Source organism: Cocleimonas flava (assembly GCF_004339015.1).
Lineage (GTDB): Bacteria > Pseudomonadota > Gammaproteobacteria > Thiotrichales > Thiotrichaceae > Cocleimonas > Cocleimonas flava.
Window position 1 is genome coordinate 43,211 of the sequence record NZ_SMFQ01000004.1, and the last position, 23,445, is coordinate 66,655.

The window sequence follows — 23,445 nt, forward strand, 5'->3', positions numbered from 1 at the left end:
TTTAGTCACCCCCCTACTTTAGGGGCGTTTTTTTAGTCTGCCCACTAGATTAATCAACCAATACATTAGTCAATACAAGAAGAGAAACCATAGTAACAATGCCTACACTTAAAACAGTCGATGAATACATCAACCTCAAACCAGTTGCTGCAGACAAGCGCCTAACTTATGGTGATGATCCCGAACAATTTGGCGATTTATATTTGCCTAAAGATTCGGAAAAACCTGTTTCTGTGATTGTATTACTTCACGGTGGTTGTTGGCGTGCTGCGCATAGTCTGTTGCAATTAGGCGAACTCTGCCGCTCATTAACTGATTTGGGTTACGCGGTATGGAATTTAGAATACCGACGTCTAGGCAATGGAGGCGGCTGGCCAACAACCTTCACAGATGTAGCCAAAGGCACAGATTACCTAACAAGCATCGCCACAGAATACTCACTGGATTTAACACAAGTCATTACCATGGGTCATTCAGCAGGTGGACATCTGGCCTTATGGTTAGCGAATAGACCGCAATTAACGACTGATAGCGAGTTATACACTCAGAATCCTTTAAACGTCTCTGCGGTGATTTCATTAGCTGGAATACCTGACTTAGAGAGCGGAGTAACGGAAAACATCTGTCGTGGTGCCTGCCAGGAGTTAATGGGCGGATTACCGGAAGAATACCCCGAACGTTATCAACAAGGATCTCCGCATCATTTATCATTAAGTAAAAAAGGAATGAGAGACAACTTCCCGCAAATTCATTTACTGGGTGAACTTGATCCTATTGTTCCACTCGATTATCTAAAAACTGCCCTAAACCAGCAACAAGACCAATACACGCTTCAAGTGATTCCCGATATTGGTCATTTTGAAATGGTAATGCCGGATACTGTTTCATGGCCTTATATAAAACGATCTTTGCAAATGCTAAATGAATCATCAAGCTTGTAATAAAGATAACTTACATAGACTACTAAACCCTTAATAAGCTAAATACAAATCCTGACGATGAATACAAATAGTAAACTAGAACAAAGCTGGTTAGACAAAATCGGTGAAGAATTTGATAAGCCCTATATGCAGGAATTAAAGCAATTTCTTCACAATGAGAAAGCTCAGGGTAAAAACATTCTTCCACCTGCTTCATTGTGGTTTAACGCATTAAATAACATGCCATTCGAAAAACTCAAAGTGGTGGTTCTGGGTCAAGACCCCTATCCTACAGCCGGTCATGCTCATGGACTTTGCTTTTCTGTTTTACCTGACGTAAAGCCACTCCCCAAATCTTTATTGAATATAAACAAAGAGTTACAAAGTGATCTTGGTATAGACAATAGCCATACCGGTTATTTACAAAGCTGGGCAGAACAAGGCGTGTTATTACTCAATGCCGTACTAACCGTTGAAGAAGGCAATGCAAATGCACATCAAGGCAAAGGCTGGGAAAGGTTTACCGACTCCATCATACAAACCATTAATGAAGAAAAAGAACACGTGGTTTTTATACTCTGGGGCGCTTACGCGCAGAAAAAAGGCGTATTTATCGACACCTCAAAACACCTTGTGATTAAGTCTGCTCACCCTTCTCCGTTATCCGCGTATCGTGGATTTTTTGAGAGCAAGCCTTTTTCTAGAACCAATGCATATTTGGAAGAGTTTGGTGAAACACCAATTGATTGGCAATTACCAAAAAACAGCCTGTAAGTAGGGGGGTGTCATTTTCTAACTAACATGCATTGTGATTTTGTTTTTCTTAGCGCTTCTTTCTAACTCGTCACACATAAAACGGCTTCAATTTTATAATATAACTTATGCTTTAAAATATTGTTTAATCGCTAAAAAGAATGAAATTCTTTCATTCTCAGCTAACGTTTTATATTTTTCATGAAAGTCAGCTTCACTCAGATTGTAATGCATAATAACTTCTTCAATCTGTATCTGTTTTTGCCCTTGATCAATGTCGTAAAAATCTTTATCCGCCATATACCAAACTAATAAATATGGTGTCACGGTAGTTTGTTTAAATTCTTCGCTAAATAAGTCTTTTGCAATACACGCTCGTATAAATAGTATTTTATCGACTGCTTCAATATCACTGCTTTTATTTATAAATGTCTGAAAATCAAAATTATCCTTTGTACAACCTTCAAGACGATCTTCGAAAGTTGTTTCAGAATTCTCAGGCTTCGGCATCTGTTGTAAACGTTGTGCCATTTTTACGTATATTTTTTCATTACTAATATTTGACGCTCTTTCTAATACAATTGAAATTGCTGTATTTAAGTCTTCATACCCTAAATCTTCGTAAAACATATCGAACATGGGCACCAGTAAATAACTCTTCTTCCAAGTATTTTTATTCATTTCAGCTTCTTTCACAAAAAGTGACTGCCACTTACTTTTATCGTTTTCTTTTGTCGTTAATATACGAAGAAATGAGAATCCAGGCTGATAAGGGTTATTATTTAGATAGTCATTTACCTTATCCCATTCCTTGTTTTTGTGAAGATCATTGATGAACTCAAGCACTCTGTCCGGCTGCTTTTCAAATTGTGTCATCGTATACTCGACCTGATCATCTTCTGGCACCATCGCTTTTTTTATCTGTTCTTTATGATGGATTATTCTTTGATTAAACAGTGTCGTGTTGTTCTTATTATCAATTTTAATTGGATAGGATTCTGTTTTTTGGAGTTCAGCAAAGAATAGCAGCGCACCCTTGATTAAGGGATGATCACTATCCTTCATCAATGATTGTATCTCTTCAAACCGCGCATCTTCGAGCAACCCAAAATGCATAATCCAATACAAGGCTAAATGCGGATCGCCTTTGAAATAAGGTTTACCAGCGTTGTAACGGGTATCAACGGCTTCAACGTTTTTCCAATAATCTATGGGACCATCACTTCTGTGCTTCCAGTTTGAAAAAGTCCACATTATCCAGAAGAAACGATAGGCAAGGTCTTTAGAAGATATATGATCTTCCTTTAAGGGTTTATCCGCTTTTACTAACTCCAATGAATAGTCATCATGGCTCATAAGATACATCCCAGTGCCATGACGTTTGTCTTCAACTATCTGATCACTCTCAATGTAATGACCATAGTGTTCTCCGAATTCAAGTTCCTGTAATTCAAAACCAGCGAAGTTATAGTAAAGTGAATGCCAGTTTCGTAAATACCCTTTAAAGGCAGTTAAGAGTAAGTCATCATCAATCTGATCTTGATTGAGGTTATCTTTTAGAAGACTTTTGTCCTGCTTCAATAGATTAAAAAGTGAATCTTCATCAACCCTATTTTTTTCATTTAAAACACCATCAACGAATACATTTTTATTCGTTGTACTGTATTCATGATTAAATATCATTTTTTCATCCAGGCCCTTAACACTATGATCTTTTGCATGAATCAGTACATCAGTCTGCAGATTACCTGCTACCTCTATAAACCATGATCTCGAAGCAGCCGGTAAATAGGTAAAATTATTAACCAGAAAATCCTGTGCGAACAGTATGAGTGCAAAACCTTTATTTTGAACATAATTATCTACACGTACATTTCCAGCAACAATTAGAAAAGTATTGCTTTGAAAAAACGTTTCAGTTTCTGCCATCAAAGTTCCATTGACGATTAAATCACCCGTAATAAATAGCGAGGTTTCATCGGCGTTTAAGCGCAAAGATTCATCAACAACTAAATTCCCCTCTATCACTTTTAAGGGTGAATACTTCATAAAGGATTTGTAGTTCTTATCGCTGAATTTTTCTTTCAATCCTGGGTGCTGTTTTAACAGCGCTTCCTTTTCAAATTTCTGCTCTTTATATTTTTTATTTAATGCATCTACAGATTTATAATGCTGTAAAAGCGCAGAACGCTCTTTTTTACTGCTAACGTCAAGATCATAGCTTTTCTGCTTTGTTAGTTCTTCCTTAAACCAGCTGTCTCGTTTTTCTTTCGACTCAAAGAAAAGTGTGTGATAAGTAAAGTCTTCTTTATCTGGACCTTCTGCCCAATGTTGCACCATATTTTCATATAAATCATAAACATGCTGATCGATATAAACCGAATTATCGATAGTTTGAGCAAAAATTTCGCTTGTTTTTTTAGCCGTAAAAATTTCAATGATTTCTACTTGAGAGATTTCTACAAAACCTTTGCTCACTCTATTTATTAAATGTTGAATTTCATCAGACATAGAATATGTCATCACACTGTTGTCTCGATAATGACTTCTAAACCCACCAAGTTTGCAAGAACCAATAACGTATCCGTTTATTTTACGATTCTGTAATACGAAGTAATTAATTTTTGATTTTGATACTGATTCCTCGTTCTTTTTAATCCAGAAATATAGCCGCCCTTCTTCAATATCTGTTTCATCAAATGGTTTAAAATTACTTTGAGGTATCGGAAGCTTAAGCTCTGAAATATCTTCAGAGAGGTATGATTCTGTTTTGACCAAATGTTCAAAGATAATGCCTTCTGGATTGGGTCTAATCTCTTCATGCTCATCAATTTTTTTGACTTCGCTGGCAAACGATTCAAAAGTATATGGTTTAGTTTCTTTTACCTCTAACACAGAACTCATTGCTTGTTCTGAGGTTTCTTGATTGGGATACCACAAGGTATAAAAGTCTTCATAGATAAAAGTATTATTTTTTATCTGGTCTTTACTGACCTTAATCGCTGTTTCATAAACTTCATAACGCAAGGACTGGTTTTTTCCTGTTTCAACCGTATAAATTGCTTTTGCACTATCGGGGTAATAATCTACATAAGGAACACCTGCGGTTATCTCTGATATATATTGATTTTCCTCATCGTAATACTCATCAGTCCCTAAGAAAATCTCCGAGTACCCGGTTGAAAAGGCAGTTTCAACAAACTTATCAAGTTCATTGTAAAGCTGCTCTTTAGCAGCTGATTTTATTAAATTAATGGGAGTGATTTTTTCGAAGTTCAGAGGTGATACCTGAAAAGATACATTGGGTATCAACGTTACTGTGTAACTTTCTTTGTTTTGTTTATGTGATTCCTGTTTCTGTGACCTATGTTTCTGTGGCTTAGTAACAAGAAGAACCTTATATAAACTCTCTTTTTGATTGGTGAAAAAGTATTTTGTATCGGTTGAAATATTTTCTATAAAATCTAACTTTTTGTCTTCGTGGGTCATTTAGTACCTTTACAATCAACTTATAAAATTTGATAGATTACATGTACGTTTTACTCTATCTCTTTATTAAATAAATAGTAACTCTTAATTCAGTTAACTTATTGAAATACCTCAATTAACTAAAAATATCTAAAAACCCCCTATAAGTGGGGGGGTGTATTAATTTTACTGGATACTAAAAAATCACAATGGCTTATAACAAATTAGAGAAAAAACATCTAAAACACTCATTCATGCGTACAGACTTCAATGCTATTGTTGATTGTTATCTACTAAAAACTCATAAAGTAATAATCTAACGGTTTCTTTATTCAAGTATATTCTGATAAATTTCAGAAAAACTCAGGAAGGTATAATGCTAAAAACTCATAAACTTAAAGTTATTTTCTTATTTACGTTCTCATTGTTAAGCGCACTTTTTATCGCATCTACGAATGTTTTTGCTAACAATGATAAGACAACGAGTGTTACTCAGGATAGCTTGCAAATTGCTGAAATACTCAGCCATACAAAATCACCAGACGGCATAGTCTTTGAATTGATTGGAAGTGAAAATAATGACTATCTTCCGAATGCATTAGAAAAAATTGAGGACTACAAAAAACAGCTTCAAGCCAAGTTTCCTGAGCTTGATATTGCGGTTGTTTCACATGGCGCAGAACAATTTAAATTGACCAAAAACAAAGCCAGTAAATCAAAGAAATCACATACACTGGTTCAACGATTGGTAGCGGCAGATGTGCCTGTTTATATTTGCGAAACCCACGCTAGTTGGCGCGGCGTTACACCAGAGGATTTTCCAGAGTACATTACCCCTACTCCACAAGGCCCAACACAAATTAGACAATACCAGGAACTGGGATATACCTTGGTGGTAGTTGAATAACTGCAACGCCCAATAAAAAAGCCACTTGTTTAAAAGTGGCTTTTTTCTGATCAGATAAATTTCTAATCTGGCTATTAAGAAGCTTTGAGTGCTTCTTCCATATAGATTCCACGCAACTTCTGTGCAATCGGCCCTGGTGTACCATCACCGATTTTCTGCCCATCGATTGAAACTACAGGCGTTACAAAAGTCGTTGCTGAGGTCACGAATGCTTCAGCAGCAGCCAAGGCTTCATCTACTGTGAATGATCTTTCCTCGATTTTTATGCCTTCTTCTTCTGCCAGTCTTAGTGCTGCTTTACGTGTAATACCAGCAAGAATTTCATTGCCTAAATGACGCGTAACAACCGTTCCGTCTTGTGTCACAATATACGCATTGCTTGAACTGCCTTCGGTTACAAAGCCATCTTCTACTAGCCATGCATCATCAGCACCTGCTGCTTTAGCCTGCATTTTTGCCATGCTCGCGGCCAGTAACGAAACGGTTTTAATATCGCGACGTTGCCAACGTATATCGGGCGAAGTAATAACAGTTATTCCCACTTTAGCCTGCGGGCTCTCCAGTAAATTCTTCTTCTGGGTAAACATCACTAAAGAAGGTTTTGTATTGGCTGGATAGGTAAAGTCGCGATCTGCTGCACCGCGAGTAACTTGCAAATAAACCAAACCTTCTTCAATGCCATTTTTTTCAATCAATGTTTTTTGAATGGTTTCGATCTCTTCGGCAGATGCTGGATGCTGCATTTCCAATTCATCCAATGAGCGCTTTAAACGCCACATGTGACCTTCATTATCGATTAGCTTGCCATTTAATACCGAAGATACTTCGTATACGGCATCGGCAAATAGAAATCCTCTGTCAAATACTGAAATTTTAGCGTCTTCTTCAGGCAGGAATTTACCGTTTACATAAACAATTCTACTCATTTTATTCTTCCTAATTAACTAGCCATGAGAGACTAGTATGTATTCTCTAACCCCAGAGCTCCGGCTCTGGTGGATATAATTCGCTCTTATCAAAGCGTAATGGATTTTCTCTATCTTTTGCTAAAAGCAACGGTCCATCGAGATCTACAATAGCGGTATTTTGTGCTACTAAAATCGCAGGCGCCATCGCAAGAGAAGTCGCCAACATACAACCGACCATGATAGTTAAACCGTTTGCTTCAGCTTCCTCTTTCAAGGCAAATGCTTCTGTTAAACCACCGGTTTTATCAAGCTTGATATTGATCATGTCGTATTTGCCGATAATATCTTTTAACGACTCTCTATCATGACAGGACTCATCAGCACACAGAGCAATCGGTCTATCCAGTGTTTTCAGAATCTCATCATCACCCGCAGGGAATGGTTGTTCGATCATTTCAACACCCAGTTCATGCAGCTTTGGCACAAGCTCCTGATAGGTTTCTGCTGTCCAACCTTCATTTGCATCGACGATTAAACGAGAATTAGGCGCACCAAGACGAACTGCCTGTACACGCTGAATATCCCCTTCTCCACCAAGTTTGAGCTTCAACAAGGGTCGATCAGCATTCTTTGCTGCTGATTCCCGCATTTTCTCGGGTGTTTCTAGTGATAAAGTGTAGGCCGTTGTCAGGTTTTGCATATCCGCGATACCTGCAATATTCCAGGCACGCGTATTTTTCTGCTTCGCTTCCAAATCCCAAAAAGCACAATCCAGCGCATTTCTTGCTGCGCCTGATTCCAATTTGGTTTGCAGTGCACCTCTGTCTAAACCATTCTTTATATCATCTTCTAATGACATAATGAGTTCGATAACAGAATCAATCGACTCGCCATAGCGTGCATAAGGTACGCACTCTCCACGACCCGTATGCTTGCCATCGCTTAACTCAACGACAACCACATCCACTTTTGTTTTACTGCCTCGGGAGATAGTAAAACTGCCTTCGATAGGAAAGGACTCAGATCTAGCAGATAGAGAAATCATTACACTAACTGCTCAACAATACGTGAAACTCCGTGACGTACAGGGTCAACCGCAACCAAACCATGCTCTTTTTCAATTTTAGCCAGATACTCTGTGGCTTCTTCATCAGATAATTTAGATGTGTTCACTGAGATACCCACAAACTTGGCGTCTTTATTGGTCAGTTTTGCCGCGCGTAAACACGCATCCATGCATTCATCTAATTCTGGTAAGCTGAAAGTCGGAAGGCCGCGCATATGAGTGCGTGTGGGCTCATGACATAAGACCAACGCATCTGGTTGAGAACCATGAATCAGTCCCATCGTTACACCAGAATAAGATGCATGGAATAATGATCCCTGCCCTTCGATAACATCCCAATGGTCTGCATCATTTTCTGGCGCTAAGGTTTCAACAGCACCCGCTATAAAATCAGCGATAACCGCATCGATAGATACACCTTCACCAGTAATTAAAATACCAGTCTGACCTGTTGCTCTAAAATCTGCTTTAGCGCCTTGAGCTCGTAATTCTTTTTCTATCGCCAAAGCGGTATACATTTTTCCGCAAGAACAATCTGTTCCAACAGGCAATAGTCTTTTACCGGTTCGTTTAACCCCAACTGCTACAGGATAGGTTGCCGTTGGATGACGAACATCGAATAATGTACGACCATACTTTTCTGCATCACTCACTAACACTGGAATGTCATTAAGCTTATTGTGTAAGCCAGCTGCAACATCTAAACCTTTTGATAAGGCTTCGCGTAACACTTCAATCCATAAGTCAGAAATAACACCACCACGATTAGCAACGCCAATGACCAGAGTTTTAACACCTGCTTCTATGGCATCATCAATACTCATATCGGTCAAACCAAGGTCAGCATTACAGCCTTCCATTCTGAATTGCCCTTTGGCATTTTCAGGGCGCCAGTCACAAATGCCTTGAGCTACTTTGGCAGCAAGTGGGTCTGCAGCATCACCAAGAAATAATAAGTAAGGGGTTTGTATATGCATAGTTTGAATCTCATTATAATCGTTTAAGTGTATTAACTACGTATCTCGACAACTAAATACACATTGGTATTTTGAGGCACATGGTGCCCGGGAAGAGGCTTGATTGAAGTTATCGTTTTATGTCTCCAAATATTAGTAAAATATTTGCAGAATCATCTTGTGTTTTACAGTCAATTACACGCCCTAATCAGAATATAATTTCGCCAGACTGATGAAAAACAGAATATTTTAGTGAACATTAATCTCATCGGCATATTTCTTATGAGATCATAGCTATGATGAAAACTGACAAATCCTTGTCGTGTTAACGATACGCTTGTGTATTAAATGGTTATCCAGAAACTGAAAAACCATCTATTTATTTGGGCAATGGAAGTAAGCGATAACGCCTCAAGTCAAACAAATGAGCGAAATTTGTCGACCATATTCTTTTAAACCTTGATGCGTATTTCGACGAAAACTAAAAAACTCGTCTTCTAACTCGTAAGTATCTAAGCCTAAATTTTCACCCTGTATTTGGCTACGTTTGCATTGTTCTAACAAATATGAAGGTAAATCAAAGTAAAATTTGTCCTGCTCTTCTTTGATAAACTGCTCTGTAGCAAAGCCACTGAGTGATTGAAGTTGCAGAAGAAAGTCGTCACGGACTTCATAAGACTTCTGATGGATAGTAGGTCCGATGCAGGCGTGAATATTTTCTCTGTTTGCGCCGATAGCACACATACTTTCAACCATGCTTTCGATGATTCCAGAAACCGAGCCTTTCCAACCTGAATGCGCTGCACCGATAACACCCGCTGATTTATCGGCAAACAATACGGGAGCACAATCAGCACCCAAGACACTCAGTGCCATGCCTTTTTCTCTAGTTACAAGCCCATCACCCGGATGGTAGTCATCTGAGCTTTTCTTATCGATGGTATACACTTTGGTACTGTGTATCTGATTAAGCCCAAATAGTTGAGATTCTTGCAAACCAAGTGCTGCTATCGCTCGCCAACGGTTTTCTATGACATTATCCAGAGGATCAGCAGATGCAGGGCCACAATTAAGTGAATCATAAATACCCGATGACACCCCCCCACTTTTAGTGAAAAAGCCGTGTTTAACTCGGGGAATAGCGGTCAACTCGCTGCTTTGTTTATACTTTACTTCCATCAAACTCAACCTTGATTTTTGATTTTAGGTTTAACAATCTTCTTTATTGTTACTATTTTAGTTATACGAATGCCGATGTCTACTTTCGTTTCTAGCCAACGTAATCTCTCACTTAGTCTTGTAATGCACCATATAAAGCTGCGATCAAATGCGCCTTGGGATCAGCTGTTCGCTCTATTAACCCTGTCGTTAAACGCATTGGATTAGTACCTAATGTAAAGGTTCGAATATTACGTGGCCTAAGATTTTCGTGCGGGCTCTGGATCGAAAGACTATTGGTGATTTTTTTCTTGCCACCGACAGCACCTTTAATTTCATGTTCCACAATATTAGATGGAACAATGGCTACACCTAAACCACAAGAAACCATTTCCCAGATCGAACCAATATGATCCGTTTCTACTGCCGTTTTAACTTTAATACCTAAATCTTTGATCTCGGTATTGATTAGTTCACCCAGCCAACTGGTTCGTTTGAAACGTATGTAGGGATTATTCTCTAATACTTCTATAGCGGTTTTTCCCTTCGCTTTCTTTTGCGCTATCACCACTAACTCTTCTGAAGCAAACGGATTCCAACTCATACCAGTCGGTAATTTTGTCGGTTCACTGACGATGGCTGCATCTAATACGCCACGATAAACGCTCCGGGATAATTCATCGGATAAGCCCGTTGTGACACTCACAAATAAATTAGGATGTTCTGATAATAATTGCTTTAAAGCGACAGGAACCAGTGTTCTTTGAACCGATGCATGAGCGCCTAACTGAAGAGACCCTGATAGTTGCTCTTTACTCATTTCCCCCAAATCATTACAGAGACGTAATATTTCCCGGGATTTTTGCGCCAGGGCAATTGCTTTTGCCGTAGGTAAAGGAGGTCTTTTACTACGATCAAATAAGACTTCTCCAAACTCCGCTTCCAAGGCTTTTATTTGAAGACTGATTGCTGATTGAGTAAGTCCCAAGGCATCACCAGCTGCTGCAAATCCACCAAAATCTAGAATATTAACTAATGTTTTAAGTTGACGAATTTCCATGGATTCCTGCTGTAAACAATGAATTAAAATACCATTATAGTAAATATTTTTAATTATATGTTTAAAAAACATTCGTTTGACTAATATTAATAGCAATACTACGCTTATTGTTTAGTAATTTATTGCGCCTTTTTATGGATAAATACAGTTAAACTTTATACATAAAAACAACCATTCACTTAAGCATAAACCCAACCACGAGATCACTATGAAATTAAACGATAACAGCTTATTTCGCCAACAAGCCTATGTAAACGGAAACTGGATTGATGCTGATGACGGTAAAACTTTTGAAGTAACAAATCCTGCCACCAATGAAGTAATCGGCACTGTTCCTGACTTAGGTGCGGCAGAAACTAAACGTGCGATTGAAGCCGCTAATGAAGCATGGCCAGCATGGCGAGCTAAAACTGCCGCAGAAAGATCTGCTATTTTAGAAACCTGGTTTAATCTCATTATGGAAAACCAGGCTGATTTGGCTGCTTTAATGACCTTGGAACAAGGCAAATCAATTGCAGAATCAACCGGTGAAGTCGCTTATGGCGCATCATTCATCAAATGGTTCGCAGAAGAATGTAAACGTGTTTACGGCGATACTATCCCTTCAAAAAACACCGACCAGCGCATTGTTGTAACGAAAGAACCTATTGGTGTTTGTGCGGCTATTACGCCCTGGAACTTCCCAAATGCAATGATCACCCGTAAAGCCGCGCCTGCATTTGGTGCCGGTTGTCCGATGGTAGTAAAACCCGCCGAAGCCACACCTTTTTCTGCGCTTGCACTAGCAGAATTAGCTGAACGTGCAGGAATACCAGCAGGTATTTTTAGTGTCGTGACAGCCTCTCAAGGTAAAGATGTTGGCGAGGAAATGACGACTAACCCCATCGTAAGAAAAGTAACGTTTACCGGCTCTACAGCAGTTGGAAAAATACTGATGAAACAATGCTCAAGTACTCTGAAGAAAATGTCTTTAGAGCTTGGTGGAAATGCCCCATTTATTGTTTTTGAAGATGCTGACTTAGATGCCGCTGTGGAAGGTTTGATGGTTTCTAAATATCGTAACAGTGGACAGACCTGTGTCTGCACGAATCGCACCATCGTTCATGAGAGTGTTTACGATGAATTTGCTGCAAAACTAGCGGCTAAAGTTGGCGAACTTAAAGTTGGAGATGGCTTTGAAGAAGGCGTTAATCAAGGTCCATTAATCAATATGGCAGCGGTAGAAAAAGTCGAAGACCACATTAGTGATGCTGTAGAAAAAGGCGCTAAAGTACTTGTGGGTGGCAAACGCCACGAACTAGGCAAGACCTTCTTTGAGCCTACTCTGCTTGCCAATGTGACCACTGATATGAAAGTCACCTATGAAGAAACATTCGGACCTGTTGCTCCACTGTTTAGCTTTAAAACAGAAGCAGAAGCGATTCAAATGGCTAATGATACTGAATTTGGATTGGCAGCTTACTTTTTCTCACGCGATATCGGACGTTCTTGGCGAGTATCTGAAGCCTTAGAATATGGCATGGTTGGAGTGAACTCTGGTCTGATTTCAACAGAAGTGGCTCCATTCGGTGGTGTTAAAGAGTCTGGCTTGGGCCGTGAAGGATCTAAATTTGGACTTGATGAATACCTAGAAACGAAATACATCTGTATGGCCGGCGTATCATCATAATCCTTTTTGTAACAATACGTTTTTATTAAATTGATAGATTAATCCGCCTCTTAACATTCGAAAAAAGCTGAGCGAATAAAAATAAAAAGGAGTAAATCGATCTGTATTGATATAGATCGATAATAGAAAAGGTTGCCACAATGGCAACCTTTTTTACGTTTACGTACTACGAATGACAAACAATTCATTCATTTCAGTAAACTTTTGCATTCAGATTAGATATTAGGCACCCCCCTACTTTGAGGGCTTTTTTTATTGGCTATTATAATTTGCTTTCTTAATATAACTAAAAAAATCCTACACCCAGATTTACCTCAAAAATCTATATTTATTACACCATATTTCTATTAAATATTTTTATAGTAGATACACGTCTTTTATTGTGTAGAGCACGGTATACCGTACATCATTAATTTATATTGCATGCAATTAATGTGTGTTACTATTTATGCATCCTCATATGACAAAATTCTAACAATAAACATAACATTGATGCATAAACTCTTATCCAAAAGATTCAAAGGTATTTTACCTTTAGGCTTTGCAATGATCATCAGCTTGATGATCTTGACGTCATTGGTTGCTGTGTCGCAAATAAAACAAAGAGCAGACACCATACTTAGCTCTATTCAACAACATTCAATTAACAATAAACAACTGAGAAACATGTCTCATGCCGAGACATCAAGATCGACTATTTTAGTCAGCATGGTAGAGACTAATGATTCATTCCTGCTTGATGAATTATTTTTTGATTTGAATGCTCAAACAACAAAGTTTAATGCAGCACGTGAAATTTTAATGATGCAGGAAATGAACAGCACATTAAAAGAGATGCTAGAACAACAGCGCAAACTATCTCTGATATACGAACCATTGTTGAATGAAATCTACAGCCTATTGCTAGATAAGAAGAAAATCCCTGCATCTGATCTCATCATTCAACAAATTTTACCACGACAAAAAGCAGTGCTTGATCTATTTAAAGACATGGCAGATTTTCAATACGATATTGAAACCGAAGCGAATCTGGAATCTAAAAATAACAATCATCAAGTACTTACCAATGTCATCATTTTTGATATTACCAGTATCATAATTAGTATCTTTTTAACCAGATTCATACTGAGAAAACAAAAAGAACAAGATAAAAAACTCGCGTATCTTGCCTCTACAGATATTCTTACAGAATTACCAAACCGTTCGAATCTGATCAGTAATATTACTCATCATATTACTAATAATCCTGTTAGACCATTTGCTGTCATCTTCTTTGATATTGATTACTTCAAGAGTATCAATGACAACTATGGACATGAGGTTGGCGACGAAATACTCAAGGAATTTGCCAATAAAATAAACTGGTTCATCAAGCCACAGGATGTTTTATCGCGATTTGGTGGAGATGAGTTCGTCTTACTATTGCGCAGCATCAGGAGTGAACAGGAAGCGATTGATCTGGTGACTAAACTTTCCAATGAATTAGACACCGCTATTACCATCAATGAAAATGAGATTTTCATGTCTGCAAGTATCGGCGCAAGTCTTTACCCTCAGGATGGTAATGATGCAAAAACATTACTGACCAATGCAGATATCGCGATGTATTCGGCGAAACAATTAGGTAGAAATTGTTTTCAGTTTTTCTCCAAGCAAACCAGCGACCGTTTGGAAAAAGAGCATGCGATGTGCCATGCCTTACATTCTGTGCTTAAAAATGGCAATAAGGACAACCAGTTATGCCTACAGTACCAACCGCTATTAAACATCAAAAGCGGTGATACAACAGAATGTGAAGCCTTGTTACGCTGGAAAAACCATAAAGGCGAGAGCATTCCGGCTGATGAGTTTATTCCGTTAGCCGAGAAAACAAATCTAATCGAAAAACTCAATCTGTTTGTAATTGATGAAGCCTGCAAGCAACAAAGCATATGGCAACAATCGAAGAATATAAACATGCGCATCAATATTAACTTATCGGGCAATAAGATTATATTTTCCAAGTTGCTGAAACGATTTATTGAGAATGTTAATCACTACAATCTAAACCCTAATTTGTTTGGTATCGAATTGACGGAAAGAACCATCCATGAGGTGTCGAAAGATACAATCAAAGATCTTGAACAAATGAGAGAGAAAGGCGTAAAGATTTCCATCGATGACTTTGGAACGGGCTATTCATCATTGAGTTATCTTAAGAAACTCCCTATTACGACGTTAAAAATAGATAAGGAATTCATTGTGGGTTTACCTGACGATAAGGCAGATCATGCCCTAGTGAAAGCTATTATCACACTAGGTCACTCACTGAATCTGGATGTGGTTGCAGAGGGCGTAGAAACCTATGAGCAATTCGCATTTTTGAAAAAGTATTCCTGCGATATCGCCCAGGGGTTTTATTATCACCGACCATTACCCGGAAATAAAATATCTTACTTACAACTAGCAGCATAATGGCTATTAGATAAGTCATTATGCGTGCTTAAGATTATTCTTTTAAACGATAACCCGTTTTAAACATCCAGCTAATTACGGCTAGACAGGCAACCAGAAAGAATACAATCATCCCCAGACTGAGACCGACATTAACATCTGACACTTCAAAAAAGCTCCAACGGAAACCGCTCACCAAATACAATACAGGGTTGAATAAAGTCACTGTTTGCCAGAATGGTGGCAACATGCTGACGGAATAAAAACTCCCACCGAGAAATACTAAAGGCGTAATAATTAGCAACGGAATGATTTGCAGCTTTTCGAAGTTATTCGCCCATAAACCAATAATAAAGCCGAATAAACTAAACGAAATACACGTCAAAATTAAAAATGTAGCCATCCAGACAGGATGAGCAATTTTTAAATCCACAAAGAAACTCGCTGTGATTAAAATCACTACCCCTAGCACAAATGATTTACTCGCCGCTGCACCGACATAACCCACCATTATTTCAAAAAAGGAAACAGGCGCCGACAGTACTTCATAAATACTACCGGTAAATTTAGGGAAGAAAATACCGAATGAGGCATTTGCTATGCTCTGGGTTAATAAAGACAGCATGGTTAAACCAGGTACTATAAACAGGCCGTATGAAACACCTTCTATGGTATCTATTCTAGAGCCTATCGCAGAACCAAACACTACGAAATAAAGCGCGGTTGAAATCACAGGAGACGCCAAACTTTGAAATAAGGTTTTCCAGGCACGCAGCATTTCATATTTATAGATAACTTTAATCGCTTGGAAATTAATGCGCATGAGGCTTCTCCACTTTTGAGTTTTTATGCTGATTTTGATCACCACCATCATCGTGGACTAAATTCACAAAAATATCTTCTAATGAACTTTGCGTGGTCTGCATATCTTTCAAACTCAGACCCGACTCATTAATGGCTTGAAGTAATGAGGTTATACCAGTGCCATCACCTCTTGTATCGTAGGTATAGGTTATTTTAGAGCCGTCCTCAGACAAGCTAACACTGTATTTTGACAGTTGCGTTGATAACGTCTCTATAGGCTCTTTTATCTCAACAATTAACTGTTTTTGCCCCAGCTTTTGCATCAATTCTTTTTTGTCTTCGATCAATAACAATTCACCGTTATTGATCACACCTATACGATCGGCTATTTCCTCTGCCTCTTCGATGTAATGTGTAGTCAGAATAATCGTTACACCAGACTCTTTTAAACGACGAACAATATTCCACATATCTTTACGCAGCTCTACATCTACCCCGGCTGTTGGTTCATCAAGGAACAGAATTTTAGGCTGGTGCGATAACGCTTTGGCAATCAGAACTCGCCTTTTCATACCGCCAGACAACGTTCTTAGCTCATTGTCCTTCTTGTCCCAAAGGGTGAGTTCTCTCAATAATTCTTCGAGATAAGCATCGTCTTTCTTTTTACCAAACAAGCCACGACTAAAATTGATCGTATTCCAGACGGTTTCAAATGCTCCCAAGGTTAATTCTTGAGGAACCAAACCAATCAGTTCTCTGGATTCACGATAATTTTTAATGATGTCGTGATTATTGACAGTAACCGTTCCACTGCTGGGAGAAACAATTCCGCAAATTGTTGAAATCAACGTTGTTTTACCCGCCCCATTAGGACCCAGTAAAGCAAGTATTTCCCCCTCTTTGATCTCCAGGTTAATTTCTTTAAGCGCCTGATGACCGCCTTGATAAACTTTTGAAAGATTCTGTATCGATACTATAGGATTCATGTCGCGATAGTACGTGCTTTGTTAACTGGCTTCAATTAACTTATGTTTCTATTAAACGTATTTTACGAACATAAAAAAAGCGCTCTTTTGAGCGCTTTTTTTATGTTTAATTGTGATGCTGAATTAATGTATAGATTCAGTGCTCTTTATTTCAACAGATTTTAATAAAGGCCCCAAACGTACTGGCTTATTCTGCATTTCACGTGCTAATTCTTCGATACTTTTCTCAGCTGTATCCTGATCATTTCGCTCAAACACATCGTTGTATTGAGTGAATTCGATATTTATCGTTTCATCGACATTGGTAATAAACAAACATTGAATTAACGGATGCTCTCTCTTTCTCGGTGTTGAAATACTTACTGCATTCAAGTTTTCATCTAACTGTGTAAAACCCGATACTTTTCTTTGAAAACCGCTTTCATCGGTCAAATGAAATGTCATTTTTCCTTCTGTTTCAGAAAGTTGCTCTTCTTCTTTTCTTGTTAGAGTGAAAGTCTTAAACATAATATTTCCCGTTTTTTTTTGTTGATTTATTTATGTACTTTATTACTTAGTTTGTCTGCCTAGCCTGCATAAACTGAACATCACAGATTAAATCGACAAACCAATATATTTATTTTTATACCAGCTATTTTATGCATTTATTGATTCTGAGGGAAATCTATCCGACAAATGGAAGGTTAGTAAAATAGCCTAAATGAAACGGGTTACAAGCCTATCGTTTAATGATTGATATCAAATTAAAGTGGATGATACGGTCTGAAATTTACATATTTCATTATTTTATAAAAGAAAATGATAGAATCTTTGGAAAAATATAAATGGAAAAATAATATGCAATATAAAGATATTCTTGTTTACCTTGATGATGGTAAATCTAATGCAGAACGTATTACTACCGCTTTTTCAATCGCAGAATCACAGAATGCCCGTTTAACTGCAGTTACGTTATCTGCCTTAAAACCATACCACATGCGCGCATCGGATAAAAAAATGCAACGCACAATCCGCATGCAAGAAGCTGAAAAAAGAATCGAAGAATTCAATGCATTAGCAGCGAAAACAGGTCTTGAATACGCAAGTAAAATCATTACTGGTGATAAAAAAGAAGCTCGCTTAAGGCTCTCTCAATTCGCACGAAACTTTGATCTTGTTATCTTTAGACAAGCCAACCCTGAAAATAAGAACTTTGAGTTAGTAGAAAAAATTGCCAGCAAAATAGTCGTGCTCTGCGGCCGACCCGTTTTTTTCATGCCTTATATTGGCGCGCATCGTATCCCTTGTAAAAACGCGATGATCGCATGGGACGGAACACCTGCAGCTACTCGTGCAGTTCACGATGCATTACCGTTATTAAAAGTTATTGATAAAGTCATCATCACCGTTGTTAGAGAAGGCAATAGCAAAACAGCCAAAGGTGAATTGCTCGCTGATGATCTGGTTGCTCACCTGAAAAGACATGACGTTAATGCAACGGTAAACCGAATCAATGCAGGCACCTTTGATGTAGCGACAGTCTTGCTCAATGAAATCGCTGATCACAGTATCGATATGTTAGTGATGGGTGGCTACGGAACACCCGGGCTTAAACAAAAGGTGTTTGGTGGTGTGACAGAAACAATGCTGAAAACGATGATTACACCATTAGTGATGTCGCATTAATCGGTCAATTAGAAAAAATGCTTATAAGTAGGGGAATGATTAGAGGAGTGGCTTTTCTTTAAAATAAAAAAGCCACCCCCCTACTTTGAGGCATATTTTTGTAATTTATAAAAGTAGCAACTGCAATAGCCACTTAAAGTAATTAAAAATATTTAAAAGCGTTTCAACTCAACGCGCTGAGCACGCAGAGTTGAAAGCATAATGCTCTATGTTCTTATTCCGGACGCATGTGCGGGAACAAGATAACATCACGAATCGATGGCGAGTCAGTCAATAACATTACCAAACGATCTATACCAATTCCTTCACCAGCTGTTGGCGGCATGCCGTATTCCAAAGCGCGAATATAGTCAGCATCGTAATGCATCGCTTCATTATCACCCGCATCTTTCTCAGCGACTTGCTTCTGGAATCTCTCTGCCTGATCTTCAGCATCATTAAGCTCTGAAAAGCCGTTACCAATTTCACGTCCACCAATAAATAATTCAAAACGATCCGTAATAAAATCGTTGTCATCATTACGACGCGCCAAAGGTGACACTTCAGCAGGGTATTCAGTAATGAAGGTAGGATTGAGAAGCTTTTTCTCTACGGTCTCGTCAAAGATTTCCATTTGAATCTTTCCCAGCCCCCAATAGTCTTCAACATGAAGGCCTAAGTCTTTAGCGATTTTTTGCGCGCCAGATTCTGTACTAATATCAGCTTCGGTTAAATCAGGGTTGTATTTGAGGATTGAATCTTTTACCGAGATGCGATCAAAGGTCTTGCCAAAGTCGAACGTTTCACCTTGATAGGTTACTTCAGTTTTGCCCAGAATATGCTCGGCTAAACCACGTAATAATTCTTCAGTAATATCCATCAAATCATGGAACGTCGCATAAGCCTGATAGAATTCGATCATAGTGAATTCAGGATTATGACGCGTTGATAACCCTTCGTTACGGAAGTTACGGTTAATCTCAAATACACGTTCAAAACCACCTACAACCAAACGCTTCAGATACAGCTCTGGCGCAATACGCATGTACATATCAATATCTAAGGCATTATGGTGAGTCTCAAAAGGTCTTGCCGTAGCACCACCCGGAATCACTTGTAACATCGGTGTTTCTACTTCCATGAAATCATTTGATTCGAAGTAGTTACGGATATAGCTAATTACTTTAGAACGAATTTTAAAGGTATCACGCGTTTCTTCGCTCATGATTAAATCAAGATAGCGTTGACGGTAACGTTGTTCCTGATCGCTTAAACCATGGAATTTTTCTGGCAGTGGACGTAAAGATTTAGTCAGTAATTGTAGCTTATCCGCCTTAACCGTTAACTCACCTTTTTGGGTCATAAATAATAGACCTTCAACGCCGACGATATCTCCGCTATCCCAACCTTTGAAAGATTCGTATAAGTCATCACCCAATAATTTAATTTGCGCATACACCTGAATACGACCAGACATATCTGAAATCGTGATAAAGCTCGCCTTACCCATCACACGCTTTAGCATGATACGACCAGCTACAGATACGCGCACTTCGTTCTCATCGAACCACGGTTTCTCTTTATCCCCATATTCTTTCTGAAGATTCTGCGCGTAATGATCACGTTGGAATGCATTCGGAAATGCTACTCCAGCTTCACGCATCTGGCCCAGTTTTTCACGACGCAATGCGACTAACTGGTTTTCATCTTGTTCTGGGGCTGCTGTTTTTTGCTCTTCGCTCATGTGACTTCTCTGTTATTTACTTCTGCAGTTTACTGCTGTTATTTTCGTATAATGGTTAATTTAAAGACCAGATTTTAAGCTGGCAGTGATAAATTGATCGAGTGAACCATCAAGTACGGCTTGAGTATTACCCGTTTCCACACCGGTTCGTAGATCTTTGATTCGTGAAGCATCTAATACATAAGAACGTATCTGGCTGCCCCAGCCAATATCTGATTTGTTATCTTCTAATTCCTGATTTTCTGCATTACGTGCTTGCATTTCCTGCTCATACAATTTCGCTTTTAATTGCTTCATTGCTGTTGCTTTATTCTGATGCTGCGAACGACCATTTTGACATTGCACGACGGTATTTGTCGGTAAATGCGTCAAACGTACAGCAGATTCTGTTTTATTTACGTGTTGTCCACCCGCGCCTGAGGCACGATAAACATCAACACGAACATCAGATGGATCGATTTCAATTTCGATATCGTCGTCAATTTCAGGAGAAACAAATACCGCACAGAATGATGTATGACGACGTCCGCCGGAATCGAATGGCGACTTACGCACCAGGCGATGTACACCAATTTCAGTACGCAACCAACCAAAAGCATATTCGCCTTCAAAGCGAATAGTGGCAGACTTGATACCCGCAACATCACCCGGAGATGCTTCCATCAATTCGACTTTGAAACCTTTTGCTTCACCCCAACGCAGATACATGCGCAGTACCATTTCTGCCCAGTCTTGGGCTTCTGTACCACCAGAACCTGATTGAATATCGAGGAAGGCGTTGTTCGGGTCCATTTCACCAGAGAACATCCTGCGGAATTCCAAACGTTCTACACCCTTAGTTGCAGCATCAAGGTCTTGAGTGACTGCTTCTACGGTTTCTGCGTCGTCTTCCATTTCAGCCATTTCGAGTAAATCATTGGCATCCTCCAGTTGCACTGTTAACTCATCAATGACGAGTACAACATTCTCGTAGGTTGATTTATCTTTACCTAACTTGCGTGCTTTTTCCGGATCATTCCAGACTTCAGGGTCTTCTAGCTCGCGGGACGTTTCTTCTAATAGTTCTTTCTTGGTTTCGTAGTCAAAGGTACCCCCTCAACGCTTCAATGCGTTGCTGTAAATCTTTTATCTGCGTATAGAGAGGATTGAGTTCCATAGAAATTCATTTATGCTAAAAAATGGCAATGATACAGTGATTAACTGGAGAAAATAAGCCCTTAAACGAGTCAAAAGTGTATTTGTTTGTCGTTGATCTCACTCAGATAAGTCGAAAGCCACCCCCCTACTTTGAGGCCTTTTTTTTAACTTGTGGCATTCCCTAAAGTAGAACGACAGATTCTAGTAAACCCGTTATTGAATCACACTGTCAGATTAAGCTATAAACATATAGTTTACTGTCCCTTATTAATCTATATAAAAATTCATCTGAAGCGCTAAGATGATTTGATTCTTCAATGCCAAATCTTTTAATAGGAATGTGCATCAAAGGATTACTTCCAATAAAAATTTTTCCGGGAATATGCTGAATCCATTTTTGCGAAAAAGAGTAGATCCATTTTTTACAAATTTGTTCATCTACTTTTTGTAATATCAATAACATTAGTCATTTCAGTATCAAATATTACAAAAGAAAAATTGGTAAAAACCTGACCGTTTCAATTCGAAACTTATTAAAGAAAAAGCATAAATAAACACTATTCAGCCAAGAACGCTAAACGATGTGTTAGTTGCTTATGTCAATGATATAAAATATCCCTACCTTTGCTTGCAACATCAGACAGCGGTTTATATTCACCCAGTGCTGGTCATAACACTAACCAGAAAATTAAAGCATCTACCCATATAAACAAACTCGTTCTTGTGTACGGCAACAACAAATTAGAACTGACTAAAATCTAGTTACTATTATTCCAACATATTTAAAAAATATGATCAAAAAAAAGCCCCTAATATCAGGGGCTTTAATTAAAACTTAACTAGTGTTTTGCTTTTCCATAAAGATCAGCAAACCAAGCACTTATTTTAACTTTCCTCTCATGAAAGGAAATATCGGTAAATCACAGTCTTCAGCAGTCATGACTCTATCATCAACTACTAACTCTCTGTACGCATGCCAACTTGCATGACCAACAATGGGTAATGTTAATGCGACACCGACAAAGGCAAAAGCAAATCCCAAGCCTATCAAGGCAACGATTGCGAATGCCCAAGTTAGCATAACTACTGGATTCTTTTTAACAGCTCTTACGCTGGTAACCATTGCAGTCACAACGTCAGCTTTTCTATGCGTCATTAGTGGAATCGATATTGCACTCAATGAGAAACACACTACGGCAAAAAATAAACCAATAATCGTTAACAAGAAGGTAAATGGCACGATTTGCTTATTAGCCATCATGGTTTCGATGACGTTACCGGAAATCGTCATGCTACCGAAGTACACAGCAAACAGTGCGGCAGTGATTACCGACCAAAAGACGATAAGCATACCGATAACAATTGAGAAACCGATGACTCCGACAGGGTTGTAACACATCGCGCGACAGCCCTCATTGAAGGTAGGTTTTACCCCTGCTTCAATATGTCGACTCATGCAATACAGGCCAACCGCTATAACCGGTCCTGCCAGATAAAAGATGGTAACCATACCAAAGGTATAAATCGGATTGTGGTAAGTAAAGTACATTAAGATCAAACCAATCGCGGCATATAACACACCGTACATTAAACTGAGCATTGGGGATACTTTGAAATCGCTGATGCCTTTACTTAACCAACGCATTGGCGCACCGTTATCCAGTTTTCTAATTTCAATTTTTTGAGTGTAATCAAACTCATCTTCTTCGTGAAGTATGTCTTGCTGAACTGCAGTCATATAGTGATCTCCTAGAGCTTTATGAAATTATTGTTTTTGTTGTCGCTTTCCTTGTACTTGTAGCCTTGAAAAAACGGCTAGATATATTGGCTAA

General features: G+C 38.7%; 18 protein-coding genes. 6 read left to right on the top strand and 12 right to left on the bottom strand.

Annotation, left to right across the window (positions count from 1 at the left end; translation table 11 throughout):
• Window positions 1–98: 98 nt before the first annotated feature.
• Both EV695_RS11975 and ung read left to right on the top strand, forming a co-directional pair.
• Entirely contained in the window at window positions 99–941 is an 843-nt protein-coding gene (locus EV695_RS11975) for an alpha/beta hydrolase (protein WP_131906223.1), read from the top strand.
• A gap of 57 nt (window positions 942–998) precedes the next feature.
• Window positions 999–1,694, top strand: a complete 696-nt coding sequence (ung, locus tag EV695_RS11980) for a uracil-DNA glycosylase (RefSeq protein ID WP_131906224.1) — start codon at window positions 999–1,001, stop codon at window positions 1,692–1,694.
• 105 nt (window positions 1,695–1,799) lie between these two features.
• On the opposite strand, the gene EV695_RS11985 is transcribed toward ung, so the two are convergent.
• Complete coding sequence (locus tag EV695_RS11985; RefSeq protein WP_131906225.1) at window positions 1,800–5,162, bottom strand: hypothetical protein; 3,363 nt, start codon at window positions 5,160–5,162, stop codon at window positions 1,800–1,802.
• Window positions 5,163–5,517: 355 nt separating this feature from the next.
• Here EV695_RS11985 and EV695_RS11990 point away from each other — a divergent pair, with 355 nt between their 5' ends.
• On the top strand, window positions 5,518–6,048 hold the full coding sequence (locus EV695_RS11990; protein ID WP_131906226.1) for a DsrE family protein: 531 nt from the start codon (window positions 5,518–5,520) through the stop codon (window positions 6,046–6,048).
• A 74-nt stretch (window positions 6,049–6,122) separates the two neighbouring features.
• Here EV695_RS11990 and EV695_RS11995 read toward each other — a convergent pair whose 3' ends face one another.
• From EV695_RS11995 to EV695_RS12015, 5 genes are all read right to left on the bottom strand, one after another.
• Window positions 6,123–6,974: a D-amino-acid transaminase gene (locus tag EV695_RS11995; protein ID WP_131906227.1), complete on the bottom strand. Its 852-nt coding sequence runs from the start codon at window positions 6,972–6,974 to the stop codon at window positions 6,123–6,125.
• A 46-nt stretch (window positions 6,975–7,020) separates the two neighbouring features.
• A complete protein-coding gene (gene dgcA, locus EV695_RS12000; protein ID WP_131906228.1) occupies window positions 7,021–8,001 on the bottom strand; it encodes an N-acetyl-D-Glu racemase DgcA in 981 nt (326 codons plus the stop codon).
• Entirely contained in the window at window positions 8,001–8,999 is a 999-nt protein-coding gene (dgcN, locus tag EV695_RS12005; protein WP_131906229.1) for an N-acetyltransferase DgcN, read from the bottom strand. The genes dgcA and dgcN overlap by 1 nt, the downstream gene beginning before the upstream one ends.
• 390 nt (window positions 9,000–9,389) lie before the next feature.
• The gene (gene pgeF, locus EV695_RS12010) at window positions 9,390–10,157 is read right to left on the bottom strand and encodes a peptidoglycan editing factor PgeF (RefSeq protein WP_131906230.1); all 768 of its coding nucleotides are present in this window, start codon (window positions 10,155–10,157) and stop codon (window positions 9,390–9,392) included.
• Window positions 10,158–10,269: 112 nt separating this feature from the next.
• Entirely contained in the window at window positions 10,270–11,196 is a 927-nt protein-coding gene (locus EV695_RS12015) for a LysR family transcriptional regulator (protein WP_165874698.1), read from the bottom strand.
• Between the two features lie 208 nt (window positions 11,197–11,404).
• Between EV695_RS12015 and EV695_RS12020 the strand changes: the two genes are divergently transcribed.
• Entirely contained in the window at window positions 11,405–12,865 is a 1,461-nt protein-coding gene (locus tag EV695_RS12020) for an NAD-dependent succinate-semialdehyde dehydrogenase (RefSeq protein WP_131906232.1), read from the top strand.
• A 492-nt stretch (window positions 12,866–13,357) separates the two neighbouring features.
• Window positions 13,358–15,319: a putative bifunctional diguanylate cyclase/phosphodiesterase gene (locus EV695_RS12025; protein WP_165874699.1), complete on the top strand. Its 1,962-nt coding sequence runs from the start codon at window positions 13,358–13,360 to the stop codon at window positions 15,317–15,319.
• A 34-nt stretch (window positions 15,320–15,353) separates the two neighbouring features.
• Here the strand turns inward: EV695_RS12025 and EV695_RS12030 are convergent, their stop codons facing one another.
• The 3 genes from EV695_RS12030 to EV695_RS12040 form a co-directional block, all read right to left on the bottom strand.
• On the bottom strand, window positions 15,354–16,121 hold the full coding sequence (locus EV695_RS12030; protein ID WP_243651595.1) for an ABC transporter permease: 768 nt from the start codon (window positions 16,119–16,121) through the stop codon (window positions 15,354–15,356).
• Window positions 16,111–17,088: an ABC transporter ATP-binding protein gene (locus EV695_RS12035; RefSeq protein ID WP_131906234.1), complete on the bottom strand. Its 978-nt coding sequence runs from the start codon at window positions 17,086–17,088 to the stop codon at window positions 16,111–16,113. Before EV695_RS12035 ends, EV695_RS12030 begins: the two co-directional genes overlap by 11 nt.
• Window positions 17,089–17,211: 123 nt before the next feature.
• Window positions 17,212–17,595: a hypothetical protein gene (locus EV695_RS12040; RefSeq protein WP_131906235.1), complete on the bottom strand. Its 384-nt coding sequence runs from the start codon at window positions 17,593–17,595 to the stop codon at window positions 17,212–17,214.
• Between the two features lie 330 nt (window positions 17,596–17,925).
• On the opposite strand from EV695_RS12040, the gene EV695_RS12045 reads away from it, so the two are divergent.
• Window positions 17,926–18,753 (top strand): universal stress protein, encoded by an 828-nt coding sequence (locus EV695_RS12045; protein WP_165874700.1) that lies wholly within the window; start codon window positions 17,926–17,928, stop codon window positions 18,751–18,753.
• A gap of 214 nt (window positions 18,754–18,967) precedes the next feature.
• On the opposite strand, the gene lysS is transcribed toward EV695_RS12045, so the two are convergent.
• From lysS to EV695_RS12060, 3 genes are all read right to left on the bottom strand, one after another.
• Window positions 18,968–20,476: a lysine--tRNA ligase gene (lysS, locus tag EV695_RS12050; RefSeq protein ID WP_131906237.1), complete on the bottom strand. Its 1,509-nt coding sequence runs from the start codon at window positions 20,474–20,476 to the stop codon at window positions 18,968–18,970.
• Between the two features lie 60 nt (window positions 20,477–20,536).
• Window positions 20,537–21,632 (bottom strand): peptide chain release factor 2 gene (prfB, locus tag EV695_RS12055; RefSeq protein WP_131906238.1). Its coding sequence is split into 2 segments (ribosomal slippage): window positions 20,537–21,559 and window positions 21,561–21,632, totalling 1,095 coding nucleotides; the frame shifts between segments, so codons are not numbered across the junction.
• Between the two features lie 861 nt (window positions 21,633–22,493).
• Window positions 22,494–23,351: a DUF2189 domain-containing protein gene (locus EV695_RS12060; RefSeq protein WP_131906239.1), complete on the bottom strand. Its 858-nt coding sequence runs from the start codon at window positions 23,349–23,351 to the stop codon at window positions 22,494–22,496.
• Window positions 23,352–23,445: the final 94 nt, after the last annotated feature.

Bases quoted from the DNA above. Each gene is read 5' to 3' on its own strand.
- EV695_RS11975 (WP_131906223.1), top strand. From the start codon at position 99: ATGCCTACACTTAAAACAGTCGATGAATACATCAACCTCAAACCAGTT.
- ung (WP_131906224.1), top strand. From the start codon at position 999: ATGAATACAAATAGTAAACTAGAACAAAGCTGGTTAGACAAAATCGGT.
- EV695_RS11985 (WP_131906225.1), bottom strand. From the start codon at position 5,162: ATGACCCACGAAGACAAAAAGTTAGATTTTATAGAAAATATTTCAACC.
- EV695_RS11990 (WP_131906226.1), top strand. From the start codon at position 5,518: ATGCTAAAAACTCATAAACTTAAAGTTATTTTCTTATTTACGTTCTCA.
- EV695_RS11995 (WP_131906227.1), bottom strand. From the start codon at position 6,974: ATGAGTAGAATTGTTTATGTAAACGGTAAATTCCTGCCTGAAGAAGAC.
- dgcA (WP_131906228.1), bottom strand. From the start codon at position 8,001: ATGATTTCTCTATCTGCTAGATCTGAGTCCTTTCCTATCGAAGGCAGT.
- dgcN (WP_131906229.1), bottom strand. From the start codon at position 8,999: ATGCATATACAAACCCCTTACTTATTATTTCTTGGTGATGCTGCAGAC.
- pgeF (WP_131906230.1), bottom strand. From the start codon at position 10,157: ATGGAAGTAAAGTATAAACAAAGCAGCGAGTTGACCGCTATTCCCCGA.
- EV695_RS12015 (WP_165874698.1), bottom strand. From the start codon at position 11,196: ATGGAAATTCGTCAACTTAAAACATTAGTTAATATTCTAGATTTTGGT.
- EV695_RS12020 (WP_131906232.1), top strand. From the start codon at position 11,405: ATGAAATTAAACGATAACAGCTTATTTCGCCAACAAGCCTATGTAAAC.
- EV695_RS12025 (WP_165874699.1), top strand. From the start codon at position 13,358: ATGCATAAACTCTTATCCAAAAGATTCAAAGGTATTTTACCTTTAGGC.
- EV695_RS12030 (WP_243651595.1), bottom strand. From the start codon at position 16,121: ATGCGCATTAATTTCCAAGCGATTAAAGTTATCTATAAATATGAAATG.
- EV695_RS12035 (WP_131906234.1), bottom strand. From the start codon at position 17,088: ATGAATCCTATAGTATCGATACAGAATCTTTCAAAAGTTTATCAAGGC.
- EV695_RS12040 (WP_131906235.1), bottom strand. From the start codon at position 17,595: ATGTTTAAGACTTTCACTCTAACAAGAAAAGAAGAAGAGCAACTTTCT.
- EV695_RS12045 (WP_165874700.1), top strand. From the start codon at position 17,926: ATGCAATATAAAGATATTCTTGTTTACCTTGATGATGGTAAATCTAAT.
- lysS (WP_131906237.1), bottom strand. From the start codon at position 20,476: ATGAGCGAAGAGCAAAAAACAGCAGCCCCAGAACAAGATGAAAACCAG.
- EV695_RS12060 (WP_131906239.1), bottom strand. From the start codon at position 23,351: ATGACTGCAGTTCAGCAAGACATACTTCACGAAGAAGATGAGTTTGAT.